The 18,089-nt window shown below is 39.9% G+C and carries 21 protein-coding genes; 2 read left to right on the top strand and 19 right to left on the bottom strand.

Features of this window, described 5'->3' with window-relative positions; genetic code table 11:
- The first annotated feature begins 73 nt into the window (after positions 1-73).
- Positions 74-943: an AraC family transcriptional regulator gene (locus tag F3D3_RS04140; protein ID WP_069871491.1), complete on the top strand. Its 870-nt coding sequence runs from the start codon at positions 74-76 to the stop codon at positions 941-943.
- A 111-nt stretch (positions 944-1,054) separates the two neighbouring features.
- Here F3D3_RS04140 and F3D3_RS04135 read toward each other — a convergent pair whose 3' ends face one another.
- The 4 genes from F3D3_RS04135 to F3D3_RS04125 all read right to left on the bottom strand — a co-directional run bounded on the left by F3D3_RS04135 (position 1,055) and on the right by F3D3_RS04125 (position 3,026).
- Complete coding sequence (locus F3D3_RS04135; RefSeq protein ID WP_069872020.1) at positions 1,055-1,822, bottom strand: SDR family NAD(P)-dependent oxidoreductase; 768 nt, start codon at positions 1,820-1,822, stop codon at positions 1,055-1,057.
- A complete protein-coding gene (locus F3D3_RS04130) occupies positions 1,810-2,082 on the bottom strand; it encodes a hypothetical protein (protein ID WP_175438289.1) in 273 nt (90 codons plus the stop codon). The genes F3D3_RS04135 and F3D3_RS04130 overlap by 13 nt, the downstream gene beginning before the upstream one ends.
- Positions 2,083-2,217: 135 nt before the next feature.
- Positions 2,218-2,352 (bottom strand): hypothetical protein, encoded by a 135-nt coding sequence (locus F3D3_RS24880; RefSeq protein ID WP_255364365.1) that lies wholly within the window; start codon positions 2,350-2,352, stop codon positions 2,218-2,220.
- A 221-nt stretch (positions 2,353-2,573) separates the two neighbouring features.
- Complete coding sequence (locus tag F3D3_RS04125) at positions 2,574-3,026, bottom strand: GNAT family N-acetyltransferase (RefSeq protein ID WP_069871487.1); 453 nt, start codon at positions 3,024-3,026, stop codon at positions 2,574-2,576.
- Positions 3,027-3,207: 181 nt separating this feature from the next.
- Here F3D3_RS04125 and F3D3_RS04120 point away from each other — a divergent pair, with 181 nt between their 5' ends.
- Complete coding sequence (locus F3D3_RS04120) at positions 3,208-3,879, top strand: phosphatase PAP2 family protein (protein WP_069871486.1); 672 nt, start codon at positions 3,208-3,210, stop codon at positions 3,877-3,879.
- A gap of 21 nt (positions 3,880-3,900) precedes the next feature.
- On the opposite strand, the gene F3D3_RS04115 is transcribed toward F3D3_RS04120, so the two are convergent.
- From F3D3_RS04115 to F3D3_RS24020, 15 genes are all read right to left on the bottom strand, one after another.
- Complete coding sequence (locus F3D3_RS04115; RefSeq protein WP_069871484.1) at positions 3,901-4,278, bottom strand: trypsin-like peptidase domain-containing protein; 378 nt, start codon at positions 4,276-4,278, stop codon at positions 3,901-3,903.
- Complete coding sequence (locus F3D3_RS04110; protein WP_175438288.1) at positions 4,256-4,498, bottom strand: hypothetical protein; 243 nt, start codon at positions 4,496-4,498, stop codon at positions 4,256-4,258. The genes F3D3_RS04115 and F3D3_RS04110 overlap by 23 nt, the downstream gene beginning before the upstream one ends.
- 298 nt (positions 4,499-4,796) lie before the next feature.
- Positions 4,797-5,345: a GHKL domain-containing protein gene (locus tag F3D3_RS04105; protein WP_139132016.1), complete on the bottom strand. Its 549-nt coding sequence runs from the start codon at positions 5,343-5,345 to the stop codon at positions 4,797-4,799.
- Between the two features lie 235 nt (positions 5,346-5,580).
- Positions 5,581-6,999, bottom strand: a complete 1,419-nt coding sequence (locus tag F3D3_RS04100) for a Sapep family Mn(2+)-dependent dipeptidase (RefSeq protein WP_069871479.1) — start codon at positions 6,997-6,999, stop codon at positions 5,581-5,583.
- Between the two features lie 90 nt (positions 7,000-7,089).
- Positions 7,090-8,289 (bottom strand): M20 family metallopeptidase, encoded by a 1,200-nt coding sequence (locus F3D3_RS04095; protein WP_069871477.1) that lies wholly within the window; start codon positions 8,287-8,289, stop codon positions 7,090-7,092.
- A 13-nt stretch (positions 8,290-8,302) separates the two neighbouring features.
- Positions 8,303-9,295, bottom strand: coding sequence for an ABC transporter ATP-binding protein (locus tag F3D3_RS04090; protein WP_069871475.1), 993 nt, complete (start codon positions 9,293-9,295; stop codon positions 8,303-8,305).
- A gap of 1 nt (position 9,296) precedes the next feature.
- Positions 9,297-10,253, bottom strand: coding sequence for an ABC transporter ATP-binding protein (locus F3D3_RS04085; protein ID WP_069871473.1), 957 nt, complete (start codon positions 10,251-10,253; stop codon positions 9,297-9,299).
- Between the two features lie 16 nt (positions 10,254-10,269).
- A complete protein-coding gene (locus F3D3_RS04080; protein WP_069871472.1) occupies positions 10,270-11,118 on the bottom strand; it encodes an ABC transporter permease in 849 nt (282 codons plus the stop codon).
- Between the two features lie 8 nt (positions 11,119-11,126).
- Positions 11,127-12,095 carry an ABC transporter permease gene (locus tag F3D3_RS04075; protein ID WP_069871470.1) on the bottom strand — a complete coding sequence of 323 codons (969 nt, stop codon included), beginning with the start codon at positions 12,093-12,095 and terminating at the stop codon, positions 11,127-11,129.
- Positions 12,096-12,105: 10 nt separating this feature from the next.
- The gene (locus F3D3_RS04070) at positions 12,106-13,866 is read right to left on the bottom strand and encodes an ABC transporter substrate-binding protein (RefSeq protein WP_175438287.1); all 1,761 of its coding nucleotides are present in this window, start codon (positions 13,864-13,866) and stop codon (positions 12,106-12,108) included.
- A gap of 2 nt (positions 13,867-13,868) precedes the next feature.
- The gene (locus F3D3_RS04065; protein WP_069871466.1) at positions 13,869-14,819 is read right to left on the bottom strand and encodes an LD-carboxypeptidase; all 951 of its coding nucleotides are present in this window, start codon (positions 14,817-14,819) and stop codon (positions 13,869-13,871) included.
- A gap of 77 nt (positions 14,820-14,896) precedes the next feature.
- Entirely contained in the window at positions 14,897-16,330 is a 1,434-nt protein-coding gene (locus tag F3D3_RS04060) for a PLP-dependent aminotransferase family protein (RefSeq protein ID WP_175438286.1), read from the bottom strand.
- Positions 16,331-16,521: 191 nt separating this feature from the next.
- On the bottom strand, positions 16,522-16,998 hold the full coding sequence (locus tag F3D3_RS04055) for a hypothetical protein (RefSeq protein WP_069871462.1): 477 nt from the start codon (positions 16,996-16,998) through the stop codon (positions 16,522-16,524).
- Between the two features lie 112 nt (positions 16,999-17,110).
- Positions 17,111-17,464 carry a hypothetical protein gene (locus F3D3_RS04050; RefSeq protein WP_069871461.1) on the bottom strand — a complete coding sequence of 118 codons (354 nt, stop codon included), beginning with the start codon at positions 17,462-17,464 and terminating at the stop codon, positions 17,111-17,113.
- 8 nt (positions 17,465-17,472) lie between these two features.
- Positions 17,473-17,631, bottom strand: coding sequence for a hypothetical protein (locus F3D3_RS24020; protein WP_175438285.1), 159 nt, complete (start codon positions 17,629-17,631; stop codon positions 17,473-17,475).
- Between the last annotated feature and the right edge of the window lie 458 nt (positions 17,632-18,089).

Below are 18,089 nucleotides of genomic sequence, written 5' to 3'. Positions count from 1 at the left end.
TTGAATAGCAAAAAAGATCGAGAGCTTTCTTCCTTAAAACAGTAAACTTAGTACATAAGGTGGTGATAGAGAAATGGAAGAACAAATTGAGGCAGTGCAACGTATGCAAAATTATATACAAATTCATCTTTATGAAAACATTTCGCTTGCCGATTTAGCAAAAGTATCGCTTTACTCTCCGTGGCATTCCTACCGTCTATTCGTAAGATGGCTCAACCGAACCCCTGCTGACTATATCCGTCGCCTTCGCTTATCAAAGTCCGCTCTGAAGCTTAGGGATGGCCAGAGCCGAGTAATCGACATTGCTTTTGAGATTGGGTTTGACAGTGTTGACGGCTATCAGAGAGCGTTTTTTCGTGAATTTGGTTGCAATCCACATGAATATGCCACAAATCCCATTCCCCTTTATCTTTTCACGCCTTACAGCATCAAACTCGCCAATGTAAGAAAGGAGAAAACAATGGAAAGCGTAAAAAATGTATTTATTCAACTCATTGAAAAGCCTGCACGTAAGGTGCTGATCAAACGAGGTGTCAAGGCTACTGATTATTTTGCCTACTGCGAGGAGGTCGGCTGTGATGTTTGGGGACTTCTCACAAGCATTCAATCCATCAGTGGTGAGCCTGTATGCCTTTGGCTTCCCAATGTGTATATTAAGCCAGGAACCTCAGAGTACGTACAAGGTGTAGAGGTCCCCACAGATTATAGTGGTGTTGTTCCAGAGAGATTCGATGTAATTGACCTTCCTGCAAGCAAGTATATGATGTTCCAAGGGAAACCTTTTGAGGAAGAAGATTACGCCGAAGCGATTGAACAAGTCTGGAGCGCAATCAAAAAATATGATCCATCCGTCATCGGATATGCATGGGATACGTCAAACCCTCGCATCCAGTTGGAACCTATTGGCACAAGAGGCTACATAGAACTCTTGGCAATCCAATAATGATGTCTGGTTATGTAATTAGAGCTATCACGGTTTTAACCGTAATAGCTCTAGTCTCTTATTAAACAGGTAAGACCAAAATCTAAATACCAACATCATAAATTTTCTAAATTAAACAAGCGCTCCGCCACCATCTACAATGATGAATTGACCTTGGACATAACTGGAAGCATCACTAGAGAGGTAGAGCACTGTACCATTAAGCTCTCCTTTGTTTCCAGAGCGTCCAGATGGATTCTGTGCATTATAACGCATCAAAAACTCATCTGACTTAAATAGAGTATCGCCAGTCATTTCACTTTCAAAAAGTGCTGGTCCTATGGCATTCACTGTAATGCCATATTTTGCATAAGAAGCTGCCATACCCTTTGTCAATCCAATCACTGCCGCTTTTGAGGAATTATATGAATGTCTTATAAACATATCATTTTTATCCGCTATTACTGCATTTACAGATGCGATATTGACTATTTTGCCATAACCACGTTCTTTCATTTGTGGCACTATATATTTACTGGCTAAAAAAACGCCCTTTACATTGGTGTCAAAAGATCGATCCCATTCTTCTACAGACATGCTATCTACGCCTACGCGTACTGCTACGCCTGCATTGTTCAATAAAATGTCTATATGACCAAATGTATCAAGCACAGTTTGAATCGCTGTTTTTACACTCTCTTCATCTGTAACATCGCAGCCCACCGCAATTGCCTTTCTGCCTATTTTCTCTATTTGAGTCTTTACACCATTTAACTTCTCAATTCTTCTTGCCAACAATGCTACATCTGCACCATATTTTGCATATGCAAGTGCCGCATCTGCACCTAACCCTGAACTTGCTCCAGTTACAACGACCACTTTTCCTATTAAATTGAATATGTTCTCCACTGTACACCCTTCCTTTCTATACGCTCTTTTATTGCACCTTTTTCATTGCCATATTTGAGGTTTAAAAGTGCCTCTTCATCTTTTTTTAGCTTTAATTTCAATTTTTCCACATGCTGATTGTGATTATGAATAAAATCATTCACTTTTAAATACAAATAAGCATTGATATTATCGATCACTTCATCTATATTGGGTTTGTGTTTCTTATAATCCCTTTCAATTTCCCACACTTCACTATATTTCTCTTTCATCCGATGAAAGGACATATTGATAGCCTTGAACAGTGTCTTTTGAAAGTAAAACTCTACTTGTAGATGTCTTCTTTTCTCTACGGCCTAAGCGATCGGCTTCTGTAGTTGTATTTCTAATATCCTCTAAAAATACGGTTATTTCCTTCTGACGACCATCTTCATCATTGGTTGTTGCATCACTTTATCTTCAAGGCTATTAGGTTTAACCGCTTTTACATTCTTAAAAATGAGCCTTCCAAAATCACCATCATGCTCATTTTCAAATGACATAGCCTCAATTGGGATCGTATCCACGCCACCTTGCTTTCCATTTATGTAATCAGATTCTATCTGATAAGATTATAAATCAATTGTCCAACTTAGATTCCAATTTTCAACTTAAAAAAGGCCTCATTCCATAAGATTGAAGTGAGACCTATAGCTGAAATAAAGATAAGTACTGAACTGGTGGCAACTTTGAAAGCATTTTTGAAACAGCATTTATCTTTGATCTAAAAGCTTTTCTTCATACACACACTCTCTATCATCCCAACATAAGGTTCATAATTAGCTGTGATCTCGTAGTCCATGCGCATGTAGAGACTGATTGCTTCATGTTGCTTTATGCCCGTTTCCAGCACCGCAAATTTATAGCCTTGTTCCTTGATCATTTCTTCCAATTGACTAATCAGCATTTTAGATATCCCTTGTCCTCTAAATTCAGATTTAACGAACACGCGTTTTATTTCTACAGTATTGAAATCAAACTGTTTAAACGCACCACAAGCCAGTGGCATATTACCCGTATAGATGACCACAGCATCTATTGTATGATCCATCTTGTTGTGCTGATCATATTCATTTTGAGATTCACCATTTCGCTCTTGAAGTGCTAAATCTAAAATTTTTGTGAGTTCGATAAAATCGGCATTCCGATTATCTGTTTTAAGTATTTTTAAGTCCAATTGGCAGCCCTCCACTTATACTTTTTTCCCGATTAAAGGTATCCTATAACCGCACCCGCTTTAAGAAGTGGGGGGGCATATTCCCAAGGGGTATAATAAAAAATTATACCATATCGTCATTATAATATGGTATAATTTTGAACACAGTTAAAAAAATTCAGAAAACAAAGGACGGCGCACCATGAAAAATATCAGATTTTTTCTATCCCAAAATAAACACTTTTATTTATGCTTCTTATTGTTACCACTGTTGATATGGTTCAAATATCTTGAAATTACCATAGTGCCTCATTACATCATCCATACGGCGTTGGATGATCAAATCCCTTTTATCAAAGCGTTTGTCATCCCCTATCTACTTTGGTTTCCCTATATGATTTATGGAGTTGCTTATGTAGGTTTTCATTCTAAAAGGGACTTTTATAAAGTTTTAATCTTTCTAGCAGGTGGTATGTCCGTTGCCTATATTGCTTACATGCTTTTTCCAAATGCACAAGACTTAAGACCTGTTATTACAGGCAATGATCCTTTTGCTCAATTAGTGCGATTCTTATACGCTACGGATACGCCTACGAATGTCTGTCCGAGCATTCATGTGATGAACTCTATCGCTATAAATGCAAGTCTTCACCATTCTGAAGCCTTCAAGACAAAAAAACTGGGCCTTTTGATCTCATCTATTACAGCTGTGATGATTTGTCTTTCAACGTTATTTATCAAGCAGCATTCTGTAATCGACGCCGCATGCGGACTCTTAGTCTCCATTGTCTTTTATATGGCGCTGTACCCATTACCTAAACTAAGAAAACAATTAAAAACCACCCCTGAATTAACGCCAGCAGATGGTTCATAATCTTAGTCTATAAGTGCACTTTCACTCTTTAATCGCATATCCTGATTCACTTAAAAATTCAAGGATTCGATCACTAGGCATCATCATGCCCGAAATAAATCTTCTCAATATATTTTCATTACCGCCAAGCTGAATGCCAACGATTTCTAAATTTTGATTCAGCAGAGCACTGCCACTACTTCCTACAGAACAAGAAGCCGTATGCAGAACCATGGGATACTCTGTATTCGCTAAATCATCGCCAAATTTAATTCGCTCTCCATGCTTAATTTTCCCTATGGTGATCACATTGCGTGCCTTATGCACATTACTCATGGAGACAACCGTCTCACCACCCCTTGGACTTTCACTTGCAATTGGCAAAACTAAATACTTTTTATCTGTTGTAATATGTATCACCTTGATTGCCTATAATAACACCACTAAACCCAGCTGTATAAGAAGTCCCCGATACATCATCCGATTTTCTTTCAACACTTCTAATAATTTTAAGGTTTGCCGGAAGCGCTTCATTTCGCACCTTTGCAATAAGTGTTTTATACACTTGATTATTAAACTGCTCTTTTATCAAAGGTGCCATAACCCATGTTAAAACTACTACTATACACATTACGATCATGATTGCTAAATTTTTTCTTCTTTTCAAAACAATCTCACTTTCGTTTTTATATTTGGCTATATGATATCATAAAGTGCAGACCTCATTATAAAAATTCATTTGTTTCAATCGAAAGTAAAAATCACTGTTCTGGATCTTCCTTTTCAAGTGAAAATGGCGTTAGCGCGATTACTTGGCTCCCGTTTTCATCTGGCTTTACACGGTAGACACCAGAGATAGATTTTTCCTCTGAGTCAGGTTGATTATTACGACGCGTCCATTTATCAAATTGATTTCTATCTGCTGTTTTTTATTATCTTTAACAGCTATTTTGAAGTCCGATTCCTGACACAGATTCTTTTTTCTGTTCTTTGTTACAACTATTCTCAATCTCGATCATGAAAAACTGGCCTTTTTGAACTGCAGAAATTGTGATATAAGGTTCTCTCTCTGCCACAAAATCACAAGCATTAATCGCATTGTCTATCGCATTTGAAAAGACAATGCACAAATCCATGTCATCTATAACGCGCTCTGAAGGTATTATCATATTGCCTGTTTGACAAGGAAAAGAAAAAACATTCGTTACAACTTCTAACTTGTTCAAATAGGTTACTGCTTTCTGATTTTCCGAGCTCTCTATTAGGCTACTCAACACTATAAAATGACTCTTCAGATCATGTCTAAATGCCCGTGTTTGATCATAGCGCGTTTGAACCTCTTGCATATAGTGTGTCTGTGTATCCACTTGTTGTTCTAACAAGGCATTTTGGGTCTGTAATTCAAACGCATCTTCCAATTTGCGATAGGCAAACAGTACAGCAAACAAGCAAAATAAGCCGAAACTTGTACCAGCAACATGCTCCAATCATTTACATTTAGAAAAACCCTACTGCCATCTGAATTTACAATTATAGTACTGCAATAAGTCATAAATATAGGTTGAACCACGAATAAAACAAATACGATTGGAAGCAATAAAAGCCCGATATAGTGCGTTGGTATACCTCGCATAAAATGATGTCAAAAGCATCATTTCCTCATCATCACAAACAGCCATTTTAATCAAAAGATTCAACACCACCATCGTCTATTATTCCCATTTAATCTATTGGAATATTTACGCCCTCTTTACTTAAAGTCATGTAATATAAAGCCCTCGTATAAATTTCTGTTGCCTTGATCAGATTTTCAAAATCGAGATGCTCATTAATTTCATGGCAACTGTCTGCTTCATCTGGAAAATAAGGTCCCCAAGCGACGAAATTCGGCATTGCCTTGGCGTAAGAAGAGCCGTGTGCCAATATGAACTCATTTTGATGACCTGTTACCTCTTCATAAGCCTTTGCCATTTCACCCAAAAACGGCATGCTCTGATCCACATATAAAAAATCCATAAATTCTAAAATCTCATACGTAAAGCCATACGCTTTCGCTTTTTCACTAAAAATAGCTTCTATTTTATCTTGGGTCACACCCACCGTATGCCTAATGTTGAAATTAATGCGTACCTTAAAATCATCTGTCATTCGGATTAAAGTAGGTGTAACCACCGTCTTGTCTGCGAACTGTCCGTGAACATACCGATCGCCAGTTTCGAAGCCCAAATGCACACCATAAAAATCCTCATAGCTTTCTGCCATGATAAATTCAACGATGTCTCTAAAATCATCTTGAAGCCACTTTTTTTGATGAAGTTCATTACATAATACCCATATGGCATTTACCCCCTCTTGGGGTTTTGATGAATGTACTGAAACTGTTTTTGCCATAAGTTTCACCCTATTACGGACCACCTCACAAGACAATTCTGGCGCCATTTTCTCAAGCTTTAAAGTATCAAACGCGTCGAACTCAAAGGCAAGTTCAATCACAGCTTCATCAGGCACTGAATTCAAACTAGAACCCGCATGAACACTACAGATTTGCGAATGGTCTTTAAGCTTAAAAACAACCGCCACATCTGCATAACCTTTTTCAATATTGGTAATTGGAAACTCACCATCAGGTGTAAAACCAAAATCAGGCAACTTAAACTGCGCCGTATAATCACTCATGTCTGTCCACTTGACTTCCTCTTGTGTGCCAATGATCAGTTGAATTTTCTTTTTCAGCGTCTTTTCATAGGGCAATAGTCGCTTCATAGCATGTAATATTGAGATCACAGGCCCCTTATCATCTGCAACACCTCTCCCATAAAGCTGACCTGCTCTTACGTCAAGCTTAAACGGATCACTGTCCCAACTGGCAAGATTCCCTGCTGACACCACGTCCACATGAACCAGCACCCCAACGGTCTCATCGCCTTGACCCATTTCCACGATACCCACTCTACCCTCAAGAACAGACTGCACCTTAAGACCCATGTCAGTTGCCAAATTCAGCACATACGCCAGCGCTTTTTTAACCTCGATCAGATCAGATGAAATGCTTGGAATACCCATTAAGCCCTCAAGATCTTTCAAAAACTGTACCTTGTCTAAAGCCATTAAATCCAATTCATCCTCCAATCTCGATGCCATTCCAACTACTCTATGTTATATCACATGCTTTCTGCAAGCGCATCCTATAATAAAGGGGGTATTTAACTTTCGACACTCTAACATTCTAATTTACTTTAAAAATTCTAAAATGCTCTGAACGTATACCTCGACACCTTTTAACAAGCTTTCAATTTCAATGCACTCCTCATCTGAGTGAGCTGTTGCCAGCTTCCCAGGTCCGCAAACCACTGTGGATATCCCTTTAAAATGATGAAATAAGCCCCCATCACTCCATGCGGGGAAAGCCGTTATCATTGGCGCTTCCCCTGTGCAATCCTGAATCGCTTTTGACACCGATTTCACAATAGGTGCATCGACACTTGTATCCATACTTTCATGGCTATAATCTCCCACCATAATACTCTCATCCATGGAACGATAAGTTATTTTATAACCGAGATGTGCCTGTTCAAAAGATTTGACGATATGCTCTACTTGTGCCATGATCATCTCCAAATTTTCTGAGGGCAACCATCTTCGGTCAAATTTCATCAGACACTCACCTGCAACTGTACTGGGTTGAGTGCCTCCTTTTATCGTACCAATGTTAAAAGAACCCCTGCCGATAATCGGATGCTCTGATTCATCAATATATTTTTTCATTTCGGCTTCGATATAGGGGATGAATTGACCCATAAGCGAAATTGCGTTAAGGCCCTCCGCTTGATTGCCACCGTGAACTGTTTTGCCCTTTATCAAAATTTCAATCCATTGCAACCCCCTATGCGCTACACACAAGTTTAAATTCGTGGGCTCCCCCACGATTACCCCATCGGGTATAACCTCCAAATTTTCAAGAAAATGAATGGTTCCAAGACTCTTTTCCTCTTCATCTATGACTCCGGCAAATTGCACACTGCCTTCAAAAGGGGTGTTCATACGTTTTAATGCAATCATAGCCGTAATCATTGCGGCAATTGGCCCCTTCATATCCACAGCGCCTCTGCCGAAGAGATGTCCATCCTTGATTACTGGGGTAAGCGCCTCTTTCATGCCATAAATCGGCACGGTATCTAAATGTCCATTTAATAATAACCGTTTGCCGCTTGCACGCCCTTCAAGCTTGGCGATCACATTACAACGACCTGCTTCAACTTCCACAATTTCTGATGGAATATGATGCGCTTCAAATACTGTTTTAATAAATTTTGCAACTTCTGTTTCCTGCCTGCTGACCTCTTTGTGACTCGGGATTGAAACCAGTGCCTTCGTCAATTCAATGACAAAATCTCGATCCACATATCGCCACAAATCCTTTTGTTCTAACATTTAGTACGCCCCCTCATTCTAAAAGATGACACACGTTGATATGCCCATTGCCAACATCCCTTGAAGGTGGCTTAGTCGCCTTGCAACATGCCATCGCCAAGGGGCATCTCGGATGAAAAACACAACCCTCGGGGAGTTCAATGGGATTGGGCGTTTCACCTTTTAAAAGCATTCTCTTCTCATTTTTCCGTACACGCATTTTGGGCATAATATCAATCAGTGCTCTCGTATAGGGATTTTGAGGATTTTGGATCACCGATTCAGTATCACCGTATTCGAGCATTGTCCCCAGATACATCACACCGATTTTATCTGAAATCGCCCACGCCAGAGAGATATCATGTGTGATAAACAGACACGATATGCCTTTTTCATCTCTGAGTTTTAAAAGTAATTTTAAAATTTCTGACCTTATGGAGACATCAAGCATAGAAACGGGTTCATCTGCCACGATCAGTTTAGGGGACATCACAAGCGCACTTGCCACCACCACCCGTTGCCTTTGTCCGCCTGAGAGTTCATGTGGATATCGGTCTAAAAAGTCAACAGCGGGAACAAGCCCTGCATCTTCAAGTGCTTGGATTACTCTAACTCTCAGTACTGCTTTTGACTTTGATATTTTATTAACCACAAGGGGTTCAGAAACAATTTTTTCGATTTTATGTTTAGGGTTCAAAGACTGATAAGGGTCCTGAAAGATCATGCAGACCTCTTGGTGATATCCCGATTTTAACTTGCCCTTTTCATCCCAAAGGGATTCCCCTAAAAATACAATTTCGCCCGCCACGGCATCCTTTGGATGTAACACGGTTATGACTTTGCCTAGCGTGGTCTTTCCCGAGCCACTTTCACCAACCAATGCCATGATTTCAGATTTCCCGATTTCAAGATTTATCCCGTTCACTGCATGAACAACCTTTTTCTCTTGCCCTGCAATCATGCTTGCGAATCCCCTTTTAACTGGAAATTTCACACGAATGTTCTTCAGTTGTATGAGCGGCTCCATATTAATCTCCCTCCAAATGACATAGATATTGATGATTTTCCCCACAAGTTCTGAGAGGGGGTAACGTTTTACAAATCTCTAAGGCCTTATGACATCTCGGCTCAAAGCGACATCCCTGAAAATCTTCTGCCATATCAGGCGATAATCCCGGAATCGAATCTGGAATACCACGTTTGCCACCAATCACAGGATAAGACGATAACAGTTTTTCTGTGTAAGGATGCTTCGGATCACAATAAATCGATTGAACATCGCCATATTCCACAATCTGTCCTGCATACATAACCGCCACTTTGTCACAAATATCCCCCAATATGGACAGATCATGCGTAATCAAAATCATGGACAGCGACATTTCTTTTTTGAGTGTTTCAAGAAGCTCAAAGATTTGAGCCTGTACCATGACATCCAGCGCCGTGGTCGGTTCATCCCCAATAATGATCTTAGGGTTGCAGGCAAGCGCCATGGCGATCATCACCCGTTGCCTCATCCCCCCACTGAATTCATGAGGATACTGGTCAAGTCTCTTGGGATCTATTTCGACGCGCTTAATCAGTTCGACGGCTCTCTCCCTTGCCTGTATTTCGCTGATGTCTTCATGAAGCATGATCACTTCCACAATCTGCTTTTCAATGGTCAATACTGGATTCAAAGCATTCATCGCCCCTTGAAAAATAATGGCGATTTCTTTCCATCTCAATCGCCTCAATCGCTCATCAGGTGCATTTACAACATCTTTTCCTGCGTATATAATTTCTCCTGATGTAATCGCTCCATTATTGGGAAGCAATCTCATGAGCGATAGAGCTGTGGTCGTCTTGCCTGACCCCGATTCCCCCACAAGTGCCAAAGTCTCGCCTTGATTTAAAGTAAAACTCACCCCACTAACGGCCCTGATATTCTTCCGCTTTGAGAGCCTGAATTCAATCACCAAATCTTTTACACTTAATAATGCCATGTCATCACCTCCACGCCTATCTTTCTCTCAGTTTAGGATTGACGATCTCGTCCAGTGCAAATCCCATAAGGGTAAATGAAAGCACGAGCATCAACACACAAAGTCCAGGAGGTAAAAAATACCAATATGCTTTATTGCTCAACGCTCCCGATTCAAAAGCAAAGTGAAGCGTCGTGCCCCAGCTCGGTCTTGTGACATCCCCCATGCCGAGAAAGCTCAAAGTGGTTTCTGAAAGTATAGAAACTGCTGTGACTAAAATCGTATTGGCAAAAATCAAAGGAAATACATTTGGAAAAATGTGATGCCAGATGATGTGTAAATCAGATGCGCCTATGGACCTCGCACGCTCTACATACTGTCGTTCTTTTTCCGACAAGGTCTGTGCTCTGACGATTCTCGCGGTACCCGCCCATCCAGTAATGCCGATGACAAATATGATATTCCAAATACTTGCACCCAGTAACGCCGCCAAAACCAGCATCAAGGGCAGCCAGGGCAATACTAAAAATATATCCGTAAGACGCATCAAAACGTTATCCACTTGTCCTCCAGCATAGCCTGAAAGTATCCCCACACTGGTTCCAATCACCATAGAAATGCACGTCGCCAAAATACCCACGATCAAAGAAACGCGGCTCCCCGCTATAATCGCCTTGAGCACATCTCGACCTAAGTCATCTGTCCCAAGCAAATGTGCCCTGCTCGGTGGCTGTAAGACGTCTGCCTTTTCACCAAAAACCTGCGGGTCATAGTTTACAATAACAGGGCCTATAGTGGCGATTAAAATAAATGCCACAAATATGAAAAGCCCCACTTTTCCCATCTTATTATTGATAAAAACCTTTAAAAAATGATTTTTCTCCATATTTAAGCCTATTCCTTTACTCTTGGGTCTAAATAGCCATATAGGATATCCGATATAAAATTGGCGCCGATTACACTGATACTACTGATGTAAAAAATACCCTGTAGAAGCGGATAATCTCTACTCTGTAGCGCATCATACATAAGTCTACCCAGTCCAGGCCAAGAAAAGACCGTTTCAACTTGAAGTGCCCCTGTGATGACAAATCCTAAACTCATGGCCACCAGTGTGACCATTGGAATCATAGCATTTGGAAGTGCATGATTTTTGAGAATCGTCTTCTCATCAAACCCCTTTGCCCGTGCTGTCGTAATGTAATCTTCTGTGAGCACTTCAATCAACGCACTTCTCATCACCAACATATATTCACCGATTAAAACAAGTGCCAGTGTCAATGCAGGCAACACTAAATGGGCTGCCACATCCGCTGCCTTTTGAATCCCTGTGGCGAAATAAAGCGCAGGTGAAGTCATGCCCGAAGTTGGCAAGATCCCAAAGAGTCCGCTGAAAAGAGCAATGAGAATGATCCCAAGCCAAAATGAAGGCATGGCATATGTCACTAAAGAAAAACTCAGCGCAAAGACATCCACACGACTGCCCCGCTTATGCGCCGCTATAATGCCCAGCAAGACGCCCACAAAAATGGCCACAATTTCTGCCGTTCCCACTAAAAGAACCGTCGCAAAAACACGCTCTCCAATCACTGCATTCACAGATCGATTGTAGTGAAATGAAGTGCCAAAATCGCCCTTTGCCAGATTGGCAATGTACTTAAAGAATTGATCGAACATGGACTGATCAAGCCCATATTGCATCCTGACTTTTTCCACGGTTTCAACATTGGCATTGGGATTTCTCACGAGCATACTCACAGGATCACCAGGCATCACTCTAAAGAGAAAAAAATTGATCACCAATACACCAAACAGTGTAATCAAGACATAAGCAAACTTTTTGATCAGATATTTTCTGGACATAAGCCTGTCATCACCACTCTTGCCTTTCTTGATCTTGATGCTTTTGAGTGCGTTTTTTTAAAGTAAATACGCCTGCGATGACCGCTAAGACAATTACAGCCACTATGATTAAAATCATGCCACTACTCATAGTACCTGTGCTTGATCCCGCAAGCACTGCATCTAAATAATTAGCCGTACTGCTTGCATAGAAAATAGCACCCGAGGACGTCGGTTTAAGTCCTGATACTAAATCCGTCCTCACCAACTGGTTGTTATTGGAATAATATAAAATATTATAGGGCTGATCGTCATAGAGTATGCTCTGTGCTTCATGAACCATTTCAATTCGCTTATCCATATCCATTTCAGTGGCTTGTTTCGCAACGATTTCATCATATTTGGGATTCGAATAAAAGACGTCATTTAAGTTGTTCAAATTAGCTGTTGTCAAAACATTTAAAAGCACACTTGGGTCAATATCGCCACCCCAGCCCCAGATGAACATGTCGTAGTCCAGCGTGCTCATGGTGCGGTCATTTAGAACACCATCATCTACTGTTTCAATTTTGAGTTCAATGCCCACATCCTTTAGAAAACTCTGAATCAGTTGCCCCACTTGAACCTCTGAAGTATTATCACTTCTAGATAAGAGTAGGAAAGAAAGACGTTCTCCTTGATCATTCGATCTAATCCCCTCGGCATCCACATTTACAAAACCTGCGTTTTCAAGCAGTTTGATTGCTTCTTCTGGATTAAAAAGTCTCAGCTCTTCTTTAGACGGTTCAAAATGCCATGGTGCTTGAGAAGGTGGTATATAAGAAGTCCCTGGGACTGCCGAACTGTCATAGACCAAATCCACTATTTTTTGTTTATCAATCGCATAGTCTATTGCATGCCGCACTATTTTATCCTGAATGAGCGGGTTAAAAGCACCATTTGGCTCTGATGAGTTAAAAGCCAACTCTGTAAAACCATTTTCTTCATAGGAATAATTCTTAACGTTCTTATCCTCTAAAATGTTTTTAATATCCACATAGTCAAGCCCGAGTGCAATATCAATTTCTCCATTTTGAAAGGATTGAACCATGGTGTCGTTATTGGCATAGATCACGTAGATCAAGTTGTTGACCTGTGGTTTTCTTTCAAAATAATCAGCGTTTCTACCAAAGACCACTTGCTGTCCTCTTTGCCATTCCACAATTTTAAAGGGCCCTGTTCCAATCATCTGTTCATTTTCAAATTCCAGTACGTTTTCAGCATTAAAGGCTGACCAAATGTGCTCAGGCAATATCGGCGTCACATTTTGGAGCATGTTCGCTTTGGGTAACTTTGAACTCATTTTTATCGTATAATCATCCACTACTTCAATATTAGTGATATCTGATATAGAGCCATAGTACATGCCCATTTGGGTCTCTTGGATAGCTTCATAGGTATACTTCACATCCGCCGATGTAAAAGGCGTTCCATCATGCCACTTCACCTCTTTTCTGAGGTGAAATGTCCACGTCAACTGATCTGCTGAAACTTCCCATGATTCAGCAAGTCCTGGAACCACCTTAAGATCCCTGTCAAATGCCGTCAACGCGTCATAGGTCAACTGAAAAATTTCACTGGATGCGGCTTCCCATGCAGCAAACGGATTGAGAGAATCTGGCTCTTGCTTAACGCCTATTTTCAAAATGGCCCCCTCATCTGCGGAAGCAGTATCTGCATATGCACCCACATAAACAAGGTTTGTTGATAGCAATAACCCCAAAATCAATAATAATACCCATTTCTTTTTCATACTCATACAACTCCCTTCTCCATAACTTCAAAAATACCTTTTTCTGAATCCACTCTACCTCTAACGCCTAACGGAATCGTTGCCAAATCCTTGGTATGACCAAGTGGCAATCTATAAAGTACAGGTTTTTTTAAAGGTTCCAAAATATCAAAGAGAACATCTTCAAGGCTACATTGATTTGGAAATCCTGGATTGTGCCGATACGGCTCACAATTTTTACATTCCCCAACGACAATGGCACTTGCATCAGAAAGCTTTCCCGCATTTAACAAATGAATCAAAAGATGATCCATCTGCCAAGGTTCCATCTCCAAATCTTCTAGGAATAAGATTTTGTCTTTCGTATCAATTTCCCAAGGTGTTCCCAGTAACGAGCAGATTAAAGAAAGATTGCCGCCAGTAATTTCCCCTTCAACCACGCCCGGATTCATTTTGATCAAATACTTGAGCGGGTCGCTCATTTTGACATGACCGATGGGCTCATCTCCTAAAAGTGCCTTCATCAAGTGTTCAAAACGGTACGGTGTCATGTACTCTGTCCCAAAACTCAATGCACTGGGTCCATTGAACGTGACTAAGTCCGTCTCCTTTTGAATCGCAAGGTGAAGCGCTGTCACATCGCTATAGCCTAAAAATATCTTGGGATTTCTAGAAACCACATCAAAATTAATATACCTTAGTAGACGCGCTGCACCATATCCCCCTTGACTTGCGAATATAGCATCTACTGTTGAATCCTCAAATGCCCATATGAAATCTGATGCACGTTCTTCGTCTGTTCCAGCAAGATAAAGCCGATTTTTCAGGACATGTTCTCCCAGCTTCACTTTGTACCCTAGCTTTTCAAGTGCTTCGACACTCTGTAACAATTCGCTTCTTCGCCAGATGCCACTGGAAGGCGAAATAATCGCAATGGTATCCCCTTTTTTTAGCCGTTTTGGCTTTACTTTCATTGAAACCTCCCCCATTGAATCCTACGATCCAATCTTTATAATTGCTAGGTCCCCCTCTTGGGATCACTTCATCAAAGTCATAATAACTTCTGATCTATTGTAACCTCTATTGCTTTGCTGAGCAGCGCAATGCCCATTTCAATTTCACTGTCTGACCTCGCTCCATAACTGATCCTGATGAATTCATCGCCTTCGTTGCCATAAGGATAGAACAAATGCCCCGGTGCAAAAGAGATGCCTAGGTTTTCAGCATTTAAGAGCAAGGCATCTTGATTCATCTTCAAGATCAGTTTGCACCAAACGCTAGAACCACCCATTGGAATGTCAAAAGTTAAATATGCCCCACAATATTTTTCGAGACAGGATACCGTAAGATCCCTTTTGTGCTTATAAAAATCACTAATTTCTAGTAAGTGCTGATGATAATAACCTTTAGCCAAATACGCACTTACAATATGTTGTGAGAGTGTATTGATAAAAATTTGATTGATTTCAAGTGTCTTACTGAGTTTCTTGGCGATGCTTTTAGACGAAGCGATATAGGCTATTTTTAATCCTGGTGCCAGTTTAAATATAAAGGAATCCATAAAAATTACGGTTCCAAGAGTATCCATACTTTTAAGAGAGGGCATTGAATGTCCTTCATATCGAAGACCTGAATCATGGTTGATCTCAACGATAGGGACGTTATATCTGTGTGATAAGTCCAAAAGTTTTCTTCTCCTAGGCAGGCTCATAACGGTCATGGAAGGATTATGAAAAGTTGGAATGGTCAAAATAAACTTTGGATTGAATTTCAGCATTAGATTTTCAAGGCAATCCACAATCATGCCTTCAGCATCAAGGGGAATGGTAATGACCTTAGCCCCTAAAATCGTTAAAAGGTCAAACAGATCTGGATTGATCGGTTCTTCCACAATGATACAATCCCCATGAGAGACCACAAGTTTAATGAGATAGTCCAAAGCTTGATAAGTCTCAGAGCAAATGGTTATTTCGGATGTACCCACATGGATACCCATATCTTCTAGATAAAATGAGATTTCCTTCCTTAGTGCAAGTAGCCCCTGAGGATTACTATAACCATAAATATCACTATTTTTATCTTCTATAAGGTCTTTCACAATTGCATCAAGTTCATCTATAGGATAGGTTGCAACGGCTGGCATTGCGGTTGCAAATGAGATCAGTTTCTTTTCAATAGAGGTGTAGAACAGTCTGCTGAACAGGGCGTTCATATGCAGAAATTCTTCTTTGACGATGTATTCGAAAGGTTCAAAATGACGGCACAAATAATGCTGATCAACAAAATCCGCTTGAGGACCAAACGTCACAAAATAACCCTTTGGCTTTTGTGATGCCGTTATAAAGTGTTCATCCACGAGCATCCTGTAAGCCTTAATCACCGTATTGCGGTGTACTCTAAGCTTTTTAGAAAGGACGCGTTCTGACGGCAATTTATAACCACTTACAATTTCATTTTTTAAGATCATGTTTTTGATACTATTCATGATTTGTAGGTAAAAATGCGTTTTACTCTCTCGATTAATTTGAATGTCCATAATCAGCCTCGGATACTTCAAAATCATTAACTTTCCGTAATAGTTATATCAAGTATAGCACCCTTTTTTCAATTGACAAGTACCAAGTCATGCTTTTATAAGTAGTCCAAAAGTATGACTTGGTACCTTTCCGCTTTTCGTTAGACTGCGCCCATGCTACGAAAAAATGCTTCATAAAGTGCATAATTGTCAAATCTAAAATATTGCCCTCTATAAACTATATGTGCATAATTTTCAATATCTGGTTGTAGATAGATATAAAAATCTTTACCTGGGAGGTCAAAAATAATGACGATATCATTTTTACCTCCTAAGTCAGCAAATTCACTTTCTGAAGCAACATGAATCAAGTTCGTATTTTGAATAAGATTTAGAAGATGTTCTTTTTGACTGCTATCTAGTTTTATGTTTTCTTCAGCAATTATAAAGCAATCTGATGACTCAAGTGCCTTTATATTTGGCTTGACGGGCAGGAGCCAATACCCCCAACCTATTAAAATTAGGGCAAGCAAAATCATATATTGCGTACTTACTTTTTTTTCGATCATTAACGAATAAAGGATCAAGGGAAGTCCAATTATGCTTATTCCCCATAATATCACTAAAAATACAATCATTTTAAACTCCTCTATATTTTTTAATCCTAATTGGATTGACCTGATGAATCGCCATTTTAAACACACAACTATGAGTTTAATCAATTTTCGGGTCAAGTGTAGATTTTTTTGATTATTTGAAGCACGATAGTGCATATTGCACCCCGTTTTGGGGATGTTTTACCCCATAAGCAGTCGAGCTGCTTTCCGAAGGTTGTGGCGAAGATCCATACCCACACCAAATAAAGGTTCCACTATGACCTCTCAAATAACTTCTTCTCATTCCAAATGAGCGCTTTAAGCAACTAATGCGTGCTTCGACGCCAGCCCAGAAATTTTGAAATTCATCCTCATTTGCTTTTGAGTAATAGCCTCTATCTACTGCAATTTCCCTTGGGGCTTTTTCAAATATTTTTACATGATGATGAACTGCATCTACAAGCAACGTTTTGTCTGAATCGTTTCTAATAACCCAAGTTTCAGGCATTGATCTTTCTATGATTCTGGAACGAGTTTTTTCATCAGCGCTTTTGCTTGCTTTAAAGTTTCTTTGGACATGTTGGCCATTGTACCGGTTATGTTTCTTACTTCGGTGATGGTTTCATTTGTTCTGCGACGTACGATTTTATTGATACTCAGTAGTTTGTGTTTCATTTCTTTCGTTTTTTTTTAGCGGACTTGCGGACTTTTTGGCCCTGTTGTTTTTTAACAGCGGTTACCTCCGTCCACGTTATAATTCACACGGGAATGCAGGTCCAATTCGGAATAAAATCGCTCTCAAATATAAAAATAACCCTATCGTCACGAACAAATTGCTCCCTTCGATAAGGCTATTTAGGTGGCGTCAAACAGACACTTTTAGTACATAAATGCCTTGTTTAAATACATATTCATATGTGGCTTTTACCAGCCAATACAGAACACAAAAAATTATAAATAAGATTTAGCCCCATTGATAAAGGTATGAAAAGTATGAGCATATAAAATTCATACTTTATAGGTGTTAATAAAAAATATAAAAAGTAAATCGTTATGGTTATTAAAAAGATTCTAATAATGTATCTCTTATAGTCCATGTTAACCTCCCTTCACCATATATCCTATGTTAATGA

It is taken from the genome of Fusibacter sp. 3D3, assembly GCF_001748365.1.
Lineage (GTDB): Bacteria > Bacillota > Clostridia > Peptostreptococcales > Acidaminobacteraceae > Fusibacter_A.
This window is presented reverse-complemented; position numbering and strand designations above follow the sequence as displayed.

Coding starts and splice junctions, on each gene's coding strand:
- F3D3_RS04140 (WP_069871491.1), top strand. CDS start 74: ATGGAAGAACAAATTGAGGCAGTGCAACGTATGCAAAATTATATACAA.
- F3D3_RS04130 (WP_175438289.1), bottom strand. CDS start 2,082: ATGAAAGAGAAATATAGTGAAGTGTGGGAAATTGAAAGGGATTATAAG.
- F3D3_RS24880 (WP_255364365.1), bottom strand. CDS start 2,352: ATGTCATTTGAAAATGAGCATGATGGTGATTTTGGAAGGCTCATTTTT.
- F3D3_RS04120 (WP_069871486.1), top strand. CDS start 3,208: ATGAAAAATATCAGATTTTTTCTATCCCAAAATAAACACTTTTATTTA.
- F3D3_RS04110 (WP_175438288.1), bottom strand. CDS start 4,498: ATGATCGTAATGTGTATAGTAGTAGTTTTAACATGGGTTATGGCACCT.
- F3D3_RS04100 (WP_069871479.1), bottom strand. CDS start 6,999: ATGGCATCGAGATTGGAGGATGAATTGGATTTAATGGCTTTAGACAAG.
- F3D3_RS04095 (WP_069871477.1), bottom strand. CDS start 8,289: ATGTTAGAACAAAAGGATTTGTGGCGATATGTGGATCGAGATTTTGTC.
- F3D3_RS04090 (WP_069871475.1), bottom strand. CDS start 9,295: ATGGAGCCGCTCATACAACTGAAGAACATTCGTGTGAAATTTCCAGTT.
- F3D3_RS04085 (WP_069871473.1), bottom strand. CDS start 10,253: ATGGCATTATTAAGTGTAAAAGATTTGGTGATTGAATTCAGGCTCTCA.
- F3D3_RS04080 (WP_069871472.1), bottom strand. CDS start 11,118: ATGGAGAAAAATCATTTTTTAAAGGTTTTTATCAATAATAAGATGGGA.
- F3D3_RS04075 (WP_069871470.1), bottom strand. CDS start 12,095: ATGTCCAGAAAATATCTGATCAAAAAGTTTGCTTATGTCTTGATTACA.
- F3D3_RS04070 (WP_175438287.1), bottom strand. CDS start 13,866: ATGAAAAAGAAATGGGTATTATTATTGATTTTGGGGTTATTGCTATCA.
- F3D3_RS04065 (WP_069871466.1), bottom strand. CDS start 14,819: ATGAAAGTAAAGCCAAAACGGCTAAAAAAAGGGGATACCATTGCGATT.
- F3D3_RS04060 (WP_175438286.1), bottom strand. CDS start 16,330: ATGAATAGTATCAAAAACATGATCTTAAAAAATGAAATTGTAAGTGGT.
- F3D3_RS04055 (WP_069871462.1), bottom strand. CDS start 16,998: ATGATTGTATTTTTAGTGATATTATGGGGAATAAGCATAATTGGACTT.
- F3D3_RS04050 (WP_069871461.1), bottom strand. CDS start 17,464: ATGCCTGAAACTTGGGTTATTAGAAACGATTCAGACAAAACGTTGCTT.
- F3D3_RS24020 (WP_175438285.1), bottom strand. CDS start 17,631: ATGAAACACAAACTACTGAGTATCAATAAAATCGTACGTCGCAGAACA.